Below are 15,524 nucleotides of genomic sequence, written 5' to 3'. Positions count from 1 at the left end.
GCCACAGCCCCTGCGCGATGGCATGAAGCTTGCACAACAAGGGAATCGACCGTGCTCAGGGAGCAGCATCATGGAACACCATCAATCTGCCGGCAACGGCCGCTCAGGCACGCGGCCGGCACGGCGCCTCCTCGTGTGCTGCGCGCTGGCGCTGGCTTTTTTCCTGCTGGCCGCCAGGCTGGACCTGGCCGAACGGCTGACCTACGCGCTGTGGCGCCACGAGCACTGGCAACTTGATGAACTGGCCCTGAGCCTGCTGTTGCTGACGCTGGCGCTGGCCGGCTTCGCCGTGCGGCGCGGACGCCAGGTGGCGCTGCTGCTGGCGCAAAACCGCACCCTCACGCAGCGCCTGCTGCGTGCGCAGGAAGAAGAGCGCTGCGCGCTGGCGCGCGAGCTGCACGATGAAGTGGGACAGGACTGCACAGCCATCCGCGCGGCCGCCAGCTACATCCTGCGCGCACGCGACGGCGACCAGGCGAACGTTCAGGCGTGCGCCGCCAGCATCGCGCGCTCGTCGGAAGCGCTGCATGCGATGGTGCGCACCATGCTGCGCCGGCTGCGCCCGCCCGTGCTCGACAGCCTGGGCCTGGCGCCGGCCCTGCAGGCGCTGTGCGACAGCTGGTCCCAGCAGCACGGCATCGCCTGCCATTTCGCACCGCACGCCATTCCCGCCAGCCTCGACGACTGCACCGCCACCGCCATCTACCGCTTGGTGCAGGAAGGCTTGACGAACGTGGCGCGCCACGCGGGCGCCAACCGGGCCACGGTGGAATTGCGCGCCGATGCGCACGGCTTGCTGCACCTGGCCATCGAAGACAATGGCCAGGGTTTGCATCCAGACAAAACGCCGGCAGATGGCTTCGGCATGCTGGGCATGCGCGAAAGAGTGGCCGGCCTGCGCGGCCATATCCGCTGGATCAGCGCGCTGGGCAACGGCTTGCGCATCGAAGTGGCGATGCCGCTGGCGGCCGGTGCGGCATGAACGCGGCCATGACCCCGATCCGCGTGATGCTGGTCGACGACCACCCGGTGGTGCGCACAGGTTACCGGCGCCTGCTGGAACAGGGCGGCGACATCGCTGTCGTGGCCGAAGCGGGCAATGGCGAAACGGCGTATGGCTTGTACCAGGAACACGCGCCCGACGTCTGCGTGACGGATTTGTCCATGCCCGGCATCGGCGGCCTGGAATTGCTGCGCAAGCTGCTCGCCCGCGATGCCGGCGCCCGCGTGCTCGTGTTCAGCATGCACGACACGCCGCAGCTGATCGCGCGCGCGTTTGAGGGCGGCGCCTGCGGCTTCGTCAGCAAGCAGGCCGACCCGGAACACCTGGTCGACGCCGTGCGCGCCGCCCACGCGGGCCGGCGCTACCTCGATCCGCACAGCGCGCCCGGCGTGCTGCAGGACACCGCTAGCATGGAAGCGCAGCGCTTGAGCAGCCTGAGCCAGCGCGAATTCGAAATCTTCCGCCTGCTGGCCGAAGGCCGCAGCGCCGCCGACTGCGCCCGCCTGCTGCACGTGAGCAGCAAGACGGTGGCCAACCACCAGACCTGCATCAAAGAAAAGCTCGACGTGCCCGGCCCCGCCGCGCTCGTCCACTTGGCCTTGCGCAACGGGGTCATCGAACAGATCCACTCTTAAAACACGTAGCGCAAGCCCAGATTCACGCTGCGCGGGGCGCCGGCCGCATAGAAGGTCGCGTTGACCATCGGATACTCGCCGTTCACGGCCGGCAGCGGCCGGGCACTAAAATTGCCGTTGGCATCGAATCCCGTCGCGCCCAGCTGGGCCGCCGTCGCATAGTGCCGGTCGAACAGATTACTCACCTGGGCGAACACGCTCAGTTGCCGTGTCAGCTGGTATTTGCCGTTCAGCTCGACCACGGCGTAGCCGCCGCTCTTGCCCGCGCCCAAGTACGCTGGCCCGCCTGCCTGGTGCGCATTGTTTTCATTGCCGCGCGCATAGGAACTCGACACGGCCGTCATGGCCAGGCCCACCGTCCAGTCGCGTCCGCCCTGAACCTCCACGTGCGCCTTCAGGATATGGCTGGGCGTGAGGGGAATCCGGTTGCCCGGCGTGATGACGATATTGCCTTCCAGGCCGGGCGCCTCGGCGTCGCTGCTGCTGTTGGCGCTGCCGTTGACGGTTTCCCGGCTTTGATACGTCGCCTGCAGCCACGTGTAGTTGACGCCGAAGTCCAGCGCGCCCGCCTTGCCGTCCAGCGCCAGCTCCATGCCCTGGTGGCGCGTCTTGCCGAAATTCTTGAAGTAGCCGAAACCGGCCTGGTTGTCGGCCACGAACAGGATATCGTCGTGGTTTTCCGCGCGGAACAGGCCCGCGCTCCAGCGCGCCGCCTCGCCCCACTGGCCGCGCACACCCGCTTCCCACGTCTTCGTCACTACCTGTTTCAAGGGCGGATCGCCAGCCATGGCGTTGGGCAGGCGGCAGGGGTTTTCCGGATCGGCGCAGCCAAGCTCGATGGCCGTCGGCGTGCGACTGCCTTCGTTGTAGCCGAGGTAGGCGCTCACGCCCTTGACTGGCGCATAGGCCAGGCCGATGGCGGGATTGAAGCGGCTGAAACGGTGGTCGCCATCGAGCGAACCGCTGCCGCCGCCGGGCGTGATGGCGTCGCGGTTGCGCACCGTGCTGCGGTTGTAGCGGCCGGAGATGGTCAGGGTCAAGTCTTGCTTGAGCGCGATGCTGTCGCTCGCATACACGCTCCACGTACGCATGCGTCCGCTCAAGTCGACCCGGTTGTCGACGGGCGTGCCATCGTCGTCGATTTGCGTGCCGTCGGCAAAAAAGTCGACCGGCGTGATGCCGCGGTCCGGGTTCAGATAGCCAAACTGGCTCGTCTGGCGGAAGGTGGCGTGGCTCGTATCATAGGCGGCGCCAGCCGTGACGGCATGGCGCATACTGGCCACGTCGGCCAGCGCGGTGAACTGGCCGGAAAAACCATAGTTTTCCTGCTCGGTATGGCTGCGGTTGATCATGCCATTGCATTTTTCGGCAGGCTCGTCATTCAACAGCACGTTGGCTATGCAGCGCCACTTCGGAAACGGCGTATTGGTCACATTTGCCCCGCTGGCGGGAAAGCCCGTGTAGCCGGCCGCCGCCAGGGCCGCGCGCTCGGCCGCGCCGGGCTGGTAGACGGACTGGTCGAGCGACTCGTCGTTGAGGTCGCCATTGAAGGTGTGCGTGTCGATCTTGCGGTAGTAGACATTGCCGGACAAGAGCAAGGCAGCGCTGGCCTGGTGCTTGCCCGTCAGATTCAACAGGGTCGACCTGTTTTTCGTCAAGTCGGGCTTGGTGTAGACGCTGCGGTAGTCGCGCGCCAGCAGGCGCTGTTCCTGCAAGCCGTTGCCCGTCAACGCATTGTCCGCGTGGGCCACGGTGACGGCGATATCGGTGCGCGCATCGCCCCAGCCCAGCTTGCCAAACACCTGGCGCACGTCGGATGGCGAATCGTCACGCCAGCCATCTTCCTTGAAGCGGTTGCCCGTCACGTACCAGTGCCAGCCCTGCGCATTGCTGCCGCCATGCTCGACCTCCACGGCGCGCCGTTGATCGGAACCCAGGCGCGCCTCGACGGCGGTGCCCGGGTGGCTCTTGCCATCCTTGGTCTGCAAGGCCAGCGCACCGCCCAGGGTATTCAAGCCGAACAGGGGATTCGAGCCGGGCATCAAGGTCAGCGATTTGATTGCCATGCGCGGGATCAAGTCCCAGCTGACGACGTCGCCAAATGGCTGGTTCAGGCGCATGCCGTCGAGGTACACGGACAGTCCCTGTGGCGTGCCCAGCAGCGGCGAGGCCGTATAGCCGCGGTAACTGACGTCGGGCTGGAACGGGTTGTTCTGCACTTCGTTCACGTAGACGCTGCCCAGGTTGCGGCGCAGGAAGGCGGAAATATCGAGCGCGCCGCTGCCGGCGATCTGCTGTGCGCTGGCCGTCTGCACGGGCGCGGCCAAGGTATCGCGCGGCTGCTCCACGGTGGGCAGCGGCATGCTGCCCGTGATGACGACGGTGGGCAAGTCGCCCGAGGCGGCCAGGTTCGCGGCCAAGCTGGCGGCAGCAGGCTCGGCGGCCTGCGCCTGGCACAGCGCCATGGCGGCAGCGGCCAATAAAGTCAGTTTCATGCGAGTCCCCGTTTTTATCATGGTTTTTATGTCTGTCCAGTATCGGACAGCCACCGGGGATGCACTAGGGAAAAACTCCCGCCGTGCGGGCAGGCTATCGCTGCAAAGGCAAATAGCTTTGCTTGAGCTGGCGCAGCACGAAACTCGATTTGCTGTGGCGGATGCCGGGAATTTTATACAGGCGCTCGCGCAGCAGGCGTTCATAGTCGCGCGTGTCGCTGACGGCAATGCGCAGGTAGTAGTCGTAGTCGCCGGAGACGAGGAACGCTTCGAGCACTTCCGGGATCATGGCCAGCGCGTGGCCGAACTCGAACAGGGCATGGTCGGAATGGTCGTCCAGGGTCACTTGCACGATGACGGTGTCGGCCAGCCCTACCTTGGCCGCGTTGACGTTCACCGTATAGCCTTCGATGACGCCATCGTCTTCCATGCGCTTGATGCGCGCCCAGCATGGCGACGAGGTCAGGCCCACCTTGGCGCTCAGCTCGTGCAGGCTGATGCGGGCATCCTGCTGCAGGGCCGTCAGGATGGCGAGGTCGAATTTGTCGAGCTTCATTTTGCAATTTCCAATGTTTACAGCAAATTTTGCTGATCAAGGCATTTTATACGAGAAAACCAGCAGCCTTTTCTGCCGGGGCAAGCAGAAAATAGACACATGAAACCCGATCCCGCTCCCCTCCTCGCTCCCGCCCACGATCTTGCGCCGCGCAACGGCGCCAGCACCCTGATCGACACCCTGCTGGCCCTGGGCGTCGACACCGTCTTCGGCTACCCGGGCGGCGCCGTGCTGCCCCTGTACGATGCGCTGCACGCGCAACCGCGCTTGCGCCACGTGCTCGTGCGCCACGAACAGGCGGCCGTGCACGCGGCCGAGGGTTATGCGCGCAGCACGGGGCGGCCCGGCGTCGTCTTCGTCACCTCCGGCCCCGGCATGAGCAACACCACCACGGGCTTGCTCGACGCCCTGTGCGATTCGATTCCCGTCATCTGCATCAGCGGCCAGGTGGCCACCACCAGCATCGGCACGAACGCCTTCCAGGAATGCGACGCGCTGGGCATCTCGCGCCCCGTCACCAAGTGGAACCGGCAAATCCGCGCGGCCGACGAGACGGCCGCCGTCGTGCACGAAGCATTTATCCAGGCCACGCAGGGCCGGCCCGGTCCCGTGCTGATCGATTTTCCCAAGGATATGCAATTGGCGCAGGTCGCGGCCAACACGCCGCCGCCATCCGTCGCCAACGTCGCCGCCCCCCTGCCCGAGGCGGCCGATATCGAGCAAGCCGCCAGCCTGATCGCCTCCGCGCGCCAGCCCGTGTTCTATGGTGGCGGGGGCCTCATCAATTCCGGGCTCGATGCCTGCGCCGCTTTCCAGCAGCTGGTGAAACTGGCGGCCGCGCCCTGCACCCTGACCCTGCTGGGCCTGGGCGCCTTTCCCGCCTCGCATCCGGCCTTCCTTGGCATGCTGGGCATGCACGGCACCCTGGAAGCGAACCTGGCCATGCACCATGCGGACCTGATCGTCTGCGTGGGCGCCCGCTTCGACGACCGGGTGACGGGCAGACTCGATGCCTTCTGCCCCGGCGCGAAAATCATCCACGTCGATATCGACCCGGCGTCGATCGGCAAGGTGGTGCGCGCCGACGTGGCCCTGCGCGGCGATTGCGCGCCCGTGCTGGCGGCATTGCTGGCGCAGCTGCGCGGCCGCTTGCTGGCGGACCGCCAGCCGTGGTGGCAGCGTATCGACGGCTGGCGCGCTCAGGACAGCCTGGCGTTCGACGACACGCCGGACGTGATCGCACCGCAGGCGCTGATGCGCCGGCTGCAGGCGGCCCTGGACGGACAGGACGCCATCGTGTCCACCGACGTGGGCCAGCACCAGATGTGGGCGGCGCAGCACCTGCGCTTCGAGCAGCCGCGCCGCTGGCTGACCTCGGGCGGCGCCGGCACCATGGGCTATGGATTGCCGGCCGCCATCGGCGCGCAGATCGCCCATCCGGGAAAATGCATCGTGTGCGTCAGCGGCGACGCGTCGATTTTGATGAATATCCAGGAACTGGCCACGGCCGTGCAGCACCGCCTGCCCGTGAAAGTGGTGCTGTCGAACAATGGCTACATGGGCATGGTGCGCCAGTGGCAGGAACTCATCCATGGCGGGCGTTACAGCCACAGCTACACGGAAGCGCTGCCCGATTTCGTCGCGCTGGCGCGGGCGTTCGGCTGGCAGGCGCATACGGTCAGCCGGCGCGAAGACCTCGACGCGGCGCTGGCGGCCTGCCTGGCATCCGAAAGCCCGTATTTCCTCGACGTGCGCGTGCATGGCGCAGAAAATTGTTTCCCCATGATGGCGCCCGGCGCGGGGCACCATGAAGTGACCCTGTCCAAGGGCAAGGTGTACAGCGAGCGGTAGGTCGGCATGACCACCGGCCACGCCAACGATGTTGTCGGATTACGCGTGGCGTTGCCACGCTAATCCGACCTACGCTCGTCACCACGGGTAGGTCGGATTACGCCCAAATCCTGTAGATCCAGTAACTTTCATCTTCGCGGCTGGCGCGTGCCAGTTCGGTGGGGCTCAGGCCGGTGATGGCGCGCACTTCGCGGCACAGGTGGGCCTGGTCGGCGTAGCCGCCCTCGGCGGCGATATCGGTCCAAGAAGCATTGCCTTGCAGCATGGCCTCGCGTGCGTCGAGAAACGACTGTTCCGCGCGGCGCATGCGCCGCAGGGTGCGCATGGGCTGGCCGGCCCAGGCCTTGATGCGGCGCTCGATATTGCGCGCGCCGCTGGCCAGGCCCGTCGAGGCCGCCTGTACGCCCAGGCGGCGCACCCAGTCCTGGATGGCGCCGGTGGGATGGTCGCCGCTCTTGCGCGCCAGCGCCCAGCGCGGCGCCAGGAATGCTTCCACCAGCGCGATGCGCGCTGCATCGTCGGGCGCGGCCAGCACGGCGTCGGACAAGGCCAGCCAGTCGGCGTCGAACAGCGGTTCCAGCGGGAGCACCTGGTCGAACAGGGCCGCCATGTCGATGCCCGTCAGCGCGTGCAGGGCGGCCGGATACAGCATCACCATGAACGAGTGCACGGGGCCGGGGTTGTAGCTGACCAGCGGATAGCCGCGCGGTCCGCTGAACAGGGCGGGCGGCATGCGCACATGCAGCAGGTCGGGGCCGGGCGCGGCCGCCTCGACGTCGCCCGCGACCGTCCACAGCAGGCAGCACATGGGCGTGGCGGGAAAGCGGTTCAGGCGCTGCGCGGGCGGCAGCGGCGCGCAATGCGTGGTGTCACGCACGAGGAAGGCGCGCACGCAGGAAGCGAGCGCGGTGCGCGGCGCGATCAAGCGGGTCAGGGGCGTGGGGGCGGCAGGCATGGCGACGATTGTACCGGCAATTTTTGGCCGCGCGCGATGTCGTATTCGTTCAAGACGCGTGCCCGCAAGCGCGCTAGAGTCTAGCCATCGTTCCCACGACAACAGGAGCTTTCCATGCCGCCACTCGACCACGCCGCCGCACCCGCCACCACCCTGCGCCAGATCCGCCAGTTGCCGGGGCCATTCGCCTTGCCCATCATCGGCAACGCCATGCAAGTGCGGCTGCCGCGCATCCACCGCGACGTGGAAGGCTGGGTACGCCGCTATGGACCTTTCATGCGTGCCTGGTTCGGCCGCACTCTGGTACTGGTGGTGGCCGACAGCGAGGCGGTGGCCGCCGTGCTGCGCGACCGTCCCGATGGTTTCCGCCGCCCCCTCAGCAGCTACATCGTCTCGGAGGAAATGGGCGGCAATCCCGGCGTCTTCCTGGCCGAAGGCAGCGAATGGCGCAACCAGCGCCGCATGGTGATGGCCGGCATGGCGCCAGGCGCCATCAAGGCGTATTTTCCCGCGCTGGTGACGGTGGCGCAGCGCCTGCAGCGGCGCTGGCATCTGGCCGCCACGCAAGGCCAGGCCATTGCCCTCGATGGCGACCTGAAGCGCTACACGGTTGACATCATCGCCGGCCTGGCCTTCGGCACGGAAGTCAACACGCTCGAATCGGGCGAGGACGTGATCCAGCGCCACCTGGACGCCATCCTGCCAGCCGTGGCGCGGCGCAGCCTGTCGATGCTGCCGTACTGGCGCTACGTCAAGCTGCCCGTCGACCGGCGCCTGGACCGCGACGTGGCGGCGCTGGACGTGGCCGTGGCGCAACTGGTGCGGCAGGCGCGCGAACGCATGGAACAAGACCCCGCGCGGCGCGTGCGCCCGCCCAACCTGCTCGAAGCCATGATCGCCGCCGCAGACGAACCCGGCAGCGGCGTGAACGACCGCGCCGTGGCCGGCAATGTGCTGACCATGCTGCTGGCCGGCGAAGACACGACGGCCAACACGATTTCCTGGATCATCTACCTGTTGCAGCGCCATCCGCACAGCCTGGCCAAGGCGCGCGAGGAAGTGCGGCGCCTGGCGCCCGACGTGGCGCAGTTCAGCGTGGCGCAAATGGATAGCCTCGACTACCTGGGCGCCTGCGCCAGCGAGGCCATGCGCTTGAAACCGGTGGCACCCTACATTCCGCTCGAAGCGCTGCGCGACACGGTGGTGGGCGACGTGGCCGTGCCCGCCGGCAGCATGCTCTGGTGCGTGATGCGCCACGACAGCGTATCCGATGCGCACTTCCCCGACGCCCAGGCCTTCCAGCCCGAACGCTGGCTGGAAGGCGGCGAGGCGAACAACAAGCGCGCCGCCATGCCTTTCGGCGCCGGCTTGCGCACGTGCCCGGGCCGCTACCTGGCCTTGCTGGAAATCAAGATCGCCATGGCCATGCTGCTGGGCAGCTTCGACATCGCCGGCGTCGATACGCCTGATGGCGGCGAAGCGCAGGAACTGATGGGTTTTGTGATGTCGCCCATCGGCCTGACGATGCGCCTGGCGCGGCCGCAGTGATACCATGGGAGAAGTCCCATACATTCGACCTTCCCATGACCATCCGCCTAGAATCGCCGCAGCAAGCCGACGTGCAAACCCTGATCGCCGAGCTTGACGCCTACCAACAGACCCTGTATCCGGCCGAGTGCGTCTATTCGCTGGACCTGGCATCCGTGCCGTCCGATACCCTGCTGTTTGCCGTCGCCCGCGATGCGGCAGGCGCGGCGCGCGCTTGCGGCGCCATCGTCGTCACGCCCGATTTCGGCGAAGTCAAGCGCATGTACGTGCACCCGGACAGCCGCGGCCTGGGCCTGGCCAAGCGCCTGCTGGCCCTGCTGGAAGAGCAGGCGCTGGCGCGCGGCTGCCGCTTGCTGACCTTGGAGACGGGCATCCACCAGCCCGAAGCCATCGCCCTGTACGCGCGCCACGGCTACCAGCGGCGCGGGCCCTACGGCAACTATCCCGACGATCCGTTCAGTGTCTTCATGGAAAAACCGCTGCAGGTGGCGGCATGAGTACGCCTGCCGACAGCCTGTTTGACATCCGCGCGCGCCTGCGCGCCTTTGCCGACGAGCGCGACTGGGACCAGTTCCACACGCCGAAAAACCTGGCCATGGCCTTGTCCGTCGAAGTGGCGGAACTGGCCGAGCACTACCAGTGGCTGCCCACGGGCGCGGACGCCGAGCTGGACGATGCCAAACGCACGGGCATCCGCCACGAACTGGCCGACGTACTGATGTACCTGGTGCGCCTGGCCGACAAGAGCGGCGTCGACCTGCACGCAGCCGTGCTGGAAAAGATGGAACTCAATGCGCAGAAATACCCGGCGCAGCAGGTACGCGGCGACGCGCGCAAATACAGCGAATACTGAACAGCCATCCGTGCGTGGCTGATGCGCAAAAAAGCGTAGCATCCAGCCATGCGCATCCCTATTTCCCTGCTGCTTGCCTGCCTGCTCCCTGGCCCGGTTGCCCTGGCGCAAACCACGCCCGTGCCGCAGGTGAAAGTGGGCGCCACGCGCGACCCCGTCGATAAATCGTACCGCAAGATGCTGCAGGGCGTGGACCGTTTCGAACGCGACCGTGCGCTGGCGCCGCAAGCGAGCCTGCGCTTTCGTCTGCTGCCGCGCCAGCCTGTCGTGGACATGACGGGCGTGCGGCTGCGCATCGCTGGCGACACCGTCAGCATCCCGTTACCCTTGGCAGAGGACAACAGCTTTGCCCCCGTGCGCAATGCGCAAGCGGCGCGCGAAGATGCCGTGCTGATCGCCAACCGCAAGGCCACCACCATGAGCTGGCGCGCGCAAGTGATCACGCCCGGCTTGCCGCCCGGCACGCGGCGTCTGGGCGACCTGCGCCTGGAATGCCGCGCCGGCATGGATTCGGGCCTGATCTCGAACGACCCGCAAATCATCGCCTGGCTGTCCAGCATGCTCTACAGCACAGACAAGGTGTGTTCCGAGCCGGACGGCAATTACCTGTTCTTCACGGAGCGGCCCCTGTTCGGCGTGACCCTCGTGCATGGCGAGCGCCGCCTGGCGTTGCCGTTCAGGATGCTGTACGCGGGCGGCGAGCAGACGCCCGCCTCGCTGCCCTACTGCGATTGCCAGGTACTGCTTGACCGCACGTATTACGCGCCCTTGTGGGATGCCAGCTGGCCCGACGACACCCTGCTGGAATTTACTTACATGGACGAGGTGGCGCCATGAAGTGGCTGCTGATCGCCATGCTGACGCTGCTGGCCGCCTGCTCCGGCACGCGCGCCTTGCAGGCAAGTAAGAACGTGCCATATGCCACCTTGGAACAGACGGTGCAACCGGGCAGCAGCACGCGCGAACAGGTGCGCGCCGCGCTGGGAGACAGCACGTCCATCCGTTTCGACAGCGGCAATGAAGTATGGATGTACACCTACCCGGCCGCCTCGGGCGCGCAGGGAGAATATGTGATTTTGTTTGGCGGGGATGGGGTGGTGAAGAAGGTGCGCAGCGGAGAGGTGTATCGGGTGAAGCAGTAAAAGTACCCAAAAAGCAAACTGGGGTCGTACCCTGAGGGTACGACCCCGGCCTTTCGCCGTTGGGGTAATTAGCGTGCTTTCAGCAAAGCGCGCGACGCCACGCCCGCGCCCACGCTGCGTCCCATACCAGCTGTCTTGCGCTTGGGCGAGGCCTTCAATTTGAAGATGCCGATCGACTGGGCCACGCTGTCGGTGCGCTGCGCCAGGCTGGTGGCGGCTGCGGCCGCCTGTTCCACCAGCGCCGCATTCTGCTGCGTGATGCCATCCATGTGGATGACGGCCTGGTTGACTTGCCCGATGCCCTGGTTCTGCTCGCGCGTGGTCGAGGAAATCTCGTCCATCACTTCCGTCACGCGGGCTACCGAGGCGATCACCTCCGTCATGGTGGCGCCCGCATTACTGGTCAGCACGCTGCCCGCATTCACGGTGGCGATCGAATGGTCGATCAGGTTTTTCACTTCTTTCGCCGCTGTTGCCGAGCGCTGCGCCAGGCTGCGCACTTCGCCGGCCACGACGGCGAAACCACGGCCGTGTTCGCCCGCGCGTGCCGCTTCCACGGCCGCGTTCAAGGCGAGGATATTCGTCTGGAAGGCGATGCCGTCGATGAGACCAATGATGTCGAGAATCTTGCGCGACGAGGTGCTGATCTCGTCCATCGTGGTGACCACTTCGCTGACGATGGTGCCGCCCTTGGCCGCGACGGTAGACGCCTGCGCCGCCAGCTTATTGGCCGTGTCCACGTGGTCGGCGCTGTTCTGCACCGTGGAAGTCAGCTCTTCCATGCTGGCCGCCGTCTGCTCGAGGCTGGAAGCCTGCGATTCCGTGCGGCTGGACAGGTCCATATTGCCCGTGGCGATCTCGGCCGTGGTGACGCGGATATCCTCGAAGTTGGCGCGCACGTCGCCGATGATGCTGTGCAGGTTGATATTCGTCTGGCGCAAGGCCGCCATCAATTGGCCCATGTCGTCGTCGCGCACTTTGTCGATGACGCCCGTCAAGTCGCCGCCAGCCATCTTGCGCGCCACCGTGATGGCCTCGCCCAGCGGCGCGACGAGGGAATTGTGCAAATGGGCCCAGAAATACAGCATCAGCGCCACGGCCGCGGCGGCAGCGCCGCTGAGCCAGCTGCGCGTGGCCGTGCTCGTGTCGCCATCGATATTCCACACGGCGCAGCCGAGAATGGCCAGCACCACGCCAAAGACGATGCAATGCAGGGCCAGGTCTTGCGACAGGCTCAGCTTGCGCCACTCGGCCAGCTTGGCGGCCAAGCCCTGGCGCACGACGCGGCCATTGCGGATCGCCAGCTTGGCGCTATTACCGTCTTTAAAACTTTTATACAGGGCTGCCGCTTCGTTGATCTGCTCGCGCGTGGGCTTGGTGCGCACGGACATATAACCGATCGGGCGGCCGTTTTCGATGACGGGCGTGATATTGGCGAAGACCCAGTAGAAATCGCCATTCTTGCAGCGGTTCTTGACCATGCCGGTCCATGGCATGCCGGTCTTGATGGTATCCCACAGGTCGGCAAACGCTTCGGCCGGCATATCGGGATGACGCAGAATATTCTGTGGCGCACCCAGCAGTTCTATTTCTGAAAAACCGCTGACTTCAATGAAATACTGATTGGCGTAATTGATGTTTCCTTGTAAATCCGTCGTGGAAACAATCGTCATGCCTTCATTTAATACGTATTCATTTTGCGTGATAGGCGTATTGACCCGCATCGTCGCTCCTCTATTTTTTTTCAACTAGCATAACAAAATCATAAAAACAATATACCACATCAAGCACCCATGATATATCGCCTCGGCGACAGTGACACTGATCAAACAATTTAATAAAAGCTAATTCATTTATGTTTTAGAATTTACTTTGATTCAACTTGATTGATTTTATTGAATGTAAAATTCAAATTGCGCGCAGAGACAATAATTAATAAAAAATTATTTATTGGCGAAGCAGGCAATAAATACGGCGTATGCGCCGATAAAAAGGCGCAAGGGAACTGGTGCAATGGCCGGCACGTGGCGACGACTGCCGCCAACCATAACGCGGCAACAATATTCATTTCTTGAGGGAAAATAAAAACTGGCGCGAATGCGCCAGTGGGGGATGTGTCTCCAATCCGCGACACAGGCGCCGAAGCGCCCGTGGGGATGGCTTACTTGTAGGTCTTACGGGGAGGCGACTTCGGACGCGGTGGCGCAGGCTTGCGCTCCGTCGTGCCATCGTCCAGGCTGATGCGCAGCTTCTGGCCCGAGACCACGACCGATTTCAGGTGGTCGAGGATTTCCGGCGGCATGCCTTCCGGCAGGTCCAGCACGCTGTAGTTGTCAAAGATATCGATGCGGCCGATATGCTTGGCTTCCAGGTTCGCTTCGTTGGCGATGGCGCCGACGATGTTGCTTGGCGTCACGGCGTGTTCGCGGCCCACTTCGATGCGGTAAGCCGTCACGCCTGGACGTGGGCGTTCCTTCTTCGGCGCGCGCGGCGCAGGGGCTGCGTCGCCCGCGTCCGCTGGCGCATCCTTGAACGCTGGCGCGGACTTGGCGGCGAACGGCTTGCGCGGCGCGGCTGGCGGCGCCAGGTCCGGCGCGTCGCCGTCGCGGCTGATGCGCAGCTGCTGGCCCGCGACCCACACGGTTTTCAGCTGGTCCAGCAATTCTTTCGGCATGCTGTCCGGCAAGTCCAGGACGCTGTAGTCGTCATAGATTTCGATGCGGCCGATGTTTTTCGAATCGATGCCCGCTTCGTTGGCGATGGCACCCACGATATTGCCTGGTTTCACGCCATGCTGATGACCGACTTCAATGCGGAAGGTCTGCATGCCGGCGTCGGCTGGACGCTGGATGCGTTCCTTTTTCGGGAAGGCCGGGCGTTCGCTGCGCTCGTTACGGTCGAAGCGGTCGCCCCGTTCCGGACGGTCGTTGCGTTCGAAACGATCCTGACGCACTGGACGGTCGTCTTGCCACGTGGCTTGCTCGCGCGCCTTGTTCTTGTCCAGCAGCAGCGGCGTATTGCCACGCGCCATCTTCGCCAGGGCAGCGGCGATTTCGATGGCGGGAATGTTTTGCTCGCGTTCGAAATCCTCAATCAGCGACTGGAACTGTTCCAGTTCGCCCAGGGCCAGGGTTTCGCTGATCTGTTCCTTGAACTTGGCGATACGCACGTCGTTGACGGCCTGGATCGTTGGCAGTTCCAGCATGCCGATCGGCTGGCGGGTCGAGCGTTCGATGGCTTTCAACAAGTTCTTTTCACGCGGGGTGATGAACAAAATCGCTTCGCCGCTGCGGCCGGCGCGGCCCGTGCGGCCGATGCGGTGGGTATAGCTTTCCGGATCGTGCGGCACGTCGTAGTTGACGACGTGGCTGATGCGCTCGACGTCCAGGCCGCGGGCGGCCACGTCGGTTGCCACGAGGATGTCGATCTTGCCGTCTTTCAACTGCTGGATCGTGCGCTCGCGCTGGGCTTGCTGGATGTCGCCGTTGATGGCGGCAGCCGAGAAGCCACGGGCTTGCAGCTTGCCGGCCAGCTCTTCCGTACCCAGCTTGGTGCGGGCGAAGATGATCATGCCGTCAAACGCTTCCGCTTCCAGGATGCGGGTCAGCGCGTCGAGCTTGTGCATGCCCGACACCAGCCAGTAGCGCTGGCGGATGTTGTCGGCCGTGCCCGTCTTGGCGGCGACCGTCACTTCGGCCGGGTTCACCAGATAGGTCGTGGCGATGCGCTTGATGACGGAAGGCATGGTGGCCGAGAACAACGCCGTTTGATGGCCTTCCGGGGTTTCTTTCAAGATACGTTCGACGTCGTCGATAAAGCCCATGCGCAGCATTTCATCGGCTTCGTCGAGCACCAGGGTTTTCAGCTTGGACAGGTCGAGCGAACCCTTGTCCAAGTGATCGATGACGCGGCCTGGGGTGCCGACGATGACGTGCACGCCGCGGCGCAGGGCCGACAGCTGCGGGCCGTAGCTTTGGCCGCCGTAGATCGGCAGCACGTGGAAGCCGGGGATGTGGGCGGCGTACACCTGGAACGCTTCGGCGACCTGGATGGCCAGTTCGCGCGTCGGTGCCAGGACCAGGGCTTGGGGTGAGCTTTGTTTCAGATCGATGCGCGACAGGATCGGCAAGGCGAAGGCAGCGGTTTTACCCGTGCCCGTTTGCGCCTGGCCCAGCACGTCGCGGTTCGCGAGCAATAATGGAATCGTGGCCGCCTGGATAGGCGACGGTGTTTCGTAACCGACATCCTTGAGCGCGCGAATCAGCGGCTCGCTCAGGTTAAGGTCGGAAAATAAGGAAATTGGTGTATCAGACATGAAATCACTCACAAGTTCGCTCGAATCGCCCAATGCGAAAGAGTGTATCCGCTAGTTTACTCTTTACTGGACCTTACCGGGTGGAACGGGGCGGCAGAACGCCATTTTTTGCAGTCTAAAACGCAGAAAAATCGGCGATCCGCACGCAATTGGTGCAAAAACCAAGCAATA

The 15,524-nt window shown here is 64.8% G+C and carries 13 protein-coding genes; 8 read left to right on the top strand and 5 right to left on the bottom strand.

Features of this window, described 5'->3' with window-relative positions; translation table 11 throughout:
• Positions 1-70 precede the first annotated feature (70 nt).
• Positions 71-982, top strand: a complete 912-nt coding sequence (locus tag JAB6_RS25740) for a histidine kinase (protein WP_070305477.1) — start codon at positions 71-73, stop codon at positions 980-982.
• Between the two features lie 8 nt (positions 983-990).
• Positions 991-1,638, top strand: coding sequence for a response regulator transcription factor (locus JAB6_RS25735; protein WP_070305569.1), 648 nt, complete (start codon positions 991-993; stop codon positions 1,636-1,638).
• Here the strand turns inward: JAB6_RS25735 and JAB6_RS25730 are convergent.
• Together JAB6_RS25730 and JAB6_RS25725 are read right to left on the bottom strand one after the other, a co-directional pair.
• Positions 1,635-4,133 (bottom strand): TonB-dependent receptor, encoded by a 2,499-nt coding sequence (locus JAB6_RS25730; RefSeq protein ID WP_254671800.1) that lies wholly within the window; start codon positions 4,131-4,133, stop codon positions 1,635-1,637. The two genes, JAB6_RS25735 and JAB6_RS25730, sit on opposite strands and share 4 nt — an antisense overlap.
• Before the next feature lie 94 nt (positions 4,134-4,227).
• A complete protein-coding gene (locus JAB6_RS25725) occupies positions 4,228-4,689 on the bottom strand; it encodes an Lrp/AsnC family transcriptional regulator (protein ID WP_034753497.1) in 462 nt (153 codons plus the stop codon).
• Between the two features lie 99 nt (positions 4,690-4,788).
• Between JAB6_RS25725 and ilvB the strand changes: the two genes are divergently transcribed.
• On the top strand, positions 4,789-6,540 hold the full coding sequence (gene ilvB, locus JAB6_RS25720; protein WP_070305475.1) for a biosynthetic-type acetolactate synthase large subunit: 1,752 nt from the start codon (positions 4,789-4,791) through the stop codon (positions 6,538-6,540).
• 97 nt (positions 6,541-6,637) lie between these two features.
• Here the strand turns inward: ilvB and JAB6_RS25715 are convergent, their stop codons facing one another.
• The gene (locus tag JAB6_RS25715; protein WP_070305474.1) at positions 6,638-7,495 is read right to left on the bottom strand and encodes an AraC family transcriptional regulator; all 858 of its coding nucleotides are present in this window, start codon (positions 7,493-7,495) and stop codon (positions 6,638-6,640) included.
• Positions 7,496-7,609: 114 nt separating this feature from the next.
• Between JAB6_RS25715 and JAB6_RS25710 the strand changes: the two genes are divergently transcribed.
• From JAB6_RS25710 to bamE, 5 genes are read left to right on the top strand one after another with little or no spacing between them, the layout of a single operon-like run.
• Entirely contained in the window at positions 7,610-9,043 is a 1,434-nt protein-coding gene (locus JAB6_RS25710; RefSeq protein ID WP_070305472.1) for a cytochrome P450, read from the top strand.
• A 35-nt stretch (positions 9,044-9,078) separates the two neighbouring features.
• A complete protein-coding gene (locus tag JAB6_RS25705; RefSeq protein ID WP_034753492.1) occupies positions 9,079-9,540 on the top strand; it encodes a GNAT family N-acetyltransferase in 462 nt (153 codons plus the stop codon).
• Positions 9,537-9,896, top strand: coding sequence for a nucleotide pyrophosphohydrolase (locus JAB6_RS25700; protein ID WP_034753491.1), 360 nt, complete (start codon positions 9,537-9,539; stop codon positions 9,894-9,896). Before JAB6_RS25705 ends, JAB6_RS25700 begins: the two co-directional genes overlap by 4 nt.
• Positions 9,897-9,944: 48 nt before the next feature.
• Entirely contained in the window at positions 9,945-10,733 is a 789-nt protein-coding gene (locus JAB6_RS25695; RefSeq protein ID WP_070305470.1) for a hypothetical protein, read from the top strand.
• Entirely contained in the window at positions 10,730-11,038 is a 309-nt protein-coding gene (gene bamE / locus JAB6_RS29160) for an outer membrane protein assembly factor BamE (RefSeq protein WP_070305468.1), read from the top strand. The genes JAB6_RS25695 and bamE overlap by 4 nt, the downstream gene beginning before the upstream one ends.
• 68 nt (positions 11,039-11,106) lie before the next feature.
• On the opposite strand, the gene JAB6_RS25685 is transcribed toward bamE, so the two are convergent.
• Together JAB6_RS25685 and JAB6_RS25680 are read right to left on the bottom strand one after the other, a co-directional pair.
• Positions 11,107-12,762 carry a PAS domain-containing methyl-accepting chemotaxis protein gene (locus JAB6_RS25685; protein WP_070305466.1) on the bottom strand — a complete coding sequence of 552 codons (1,656 nt, stop codon included), beginning with the start codon at positions 12,760-12,762 and terminating at the stop codon, positions 11,107-11,109.
• A gap of 437 nt (positions 12,763-13,199) precedes the next feature.
• Positions 13,200-15,353, bottom strand: coding sequence for a DEAD/DEAH box helicase (locus JAB6_RS25680; protein ID WP_083293023.1), 2,154 nt, complete (start codon positions 15,351-15,353; stop codon positions 13,200-13,202).
• Between the last annotated feature and the right edge of the window lie 171 nt (positions 15,354-15,524).

The sequence above is a fragment of the Janthinobacterium sp. HH104 genome, assembly GCF_001758715.1.
Lineage (GTDB): Bacteria > Pseudomonadota > Gammaproteobacteria > Burkholderiales > Burkholderiaceae_D > Janthinobacterium > Janthinobacterium aestuarii.
Note: the sequence above shows the minus strand (reverse complement) of the source record. Positions and strands in the feature narration are given on the sequence as shown.

Excerpts from the sequence above, each read along its gene's own strand:
- JAB6_RS25740 (WP_070305477.1), top strand. The coding sequence starts at position 71 with ATGGAACACCATCAATCTGCCGGCAACGGCCGCTCAGGCACGCGGCCG.
- JAB6_RS25735 (WP_070305569.1), top strand. The coding sequence starts at position 991 with ATGACCCCGATCCGCGTGATGCTGGTCGACGACCACCCGGTGGTGCGC.
- JAB6_RS25730 (WP_254671800.1), bottom strand. The coding sequence starts at position 4,133 with ATGAAACTGACTTTATTGGCCGCTGCCGCCATGGCGCTGTGCCAGGCG.
- JAB6_RS25725 (WP_034753497.1), bottom strand. The coding sequence starts at position 4,689 with ATGAAGCTCGACAAATTCGACCTCGCCATCCTGACGGCCCTGCAGCAG.
- ilvB (WP_070305475.1), top strand. The coding sequence starts at position 4,789 with ATGAAACCCGATCCCGCTCCCCTCCTCGCTCCCGCCCACGATCTTGCG.
- JAB6_RS25715 (WP_070305474.1), bottom strand. The coding sequence starts at position 7,495 with ATGCCTGCCGCCCCCACGCCCCTGACCCGCTTGATCGCGCCGCGCACC.
- JAB6_RS25710 (WP_070305472.1), top strand. The coding sequence starts at position 7,610 with ATGCCGCCACTCGACCACGCCGCCGCACCCGCCACCACCCTGCGCCAG.
- JAB6_RS25705 (WP_034753492.1), top strand. The coding sequence starts at position 9,079 with ATGACCATCCGCCTAGAATCGCCGCAGCAAGCCGACGTGCAAACCCTG.
- JAB6_RS25700 (WP_034753491.1), top strand. The coding sequence starts at position 9,537 with ATGAGTACGCCTGCCGACAGCCTGTTTGACATCCGCGCGCGCCTGCGC.
- JAB6_RS25695 (WP_070305470.1), top strand. The coding sequence starts at position 9,945 with ATGCGCATCCCTATTTCCCTGCTGCTTGCCTGCCTGCTCCCTGGCCCG.
- bamE (WP_070305468.1), top strand. The coding sequence starts at position 10,730 with ATGAAGTGGCTGCTGATCGCCATGCTGACGCTGCTGGCCGCCTGCTCC.
- JAB6_RS25685 (WP_070305466.1), bottom strand. The coding sequence starts at position 12,762 with ATGCGGGTCAATACGCCTATCACGCAAAATGAATACGTATTAAATGAA.
- JAB6_RS25680 (WP_083293023.1), bottom strand. The coding sequence starts at position 15,353 with ATGTCTGATACACCAATTTCCTTATTTTCCGACCTTAACCTGAGCGAG.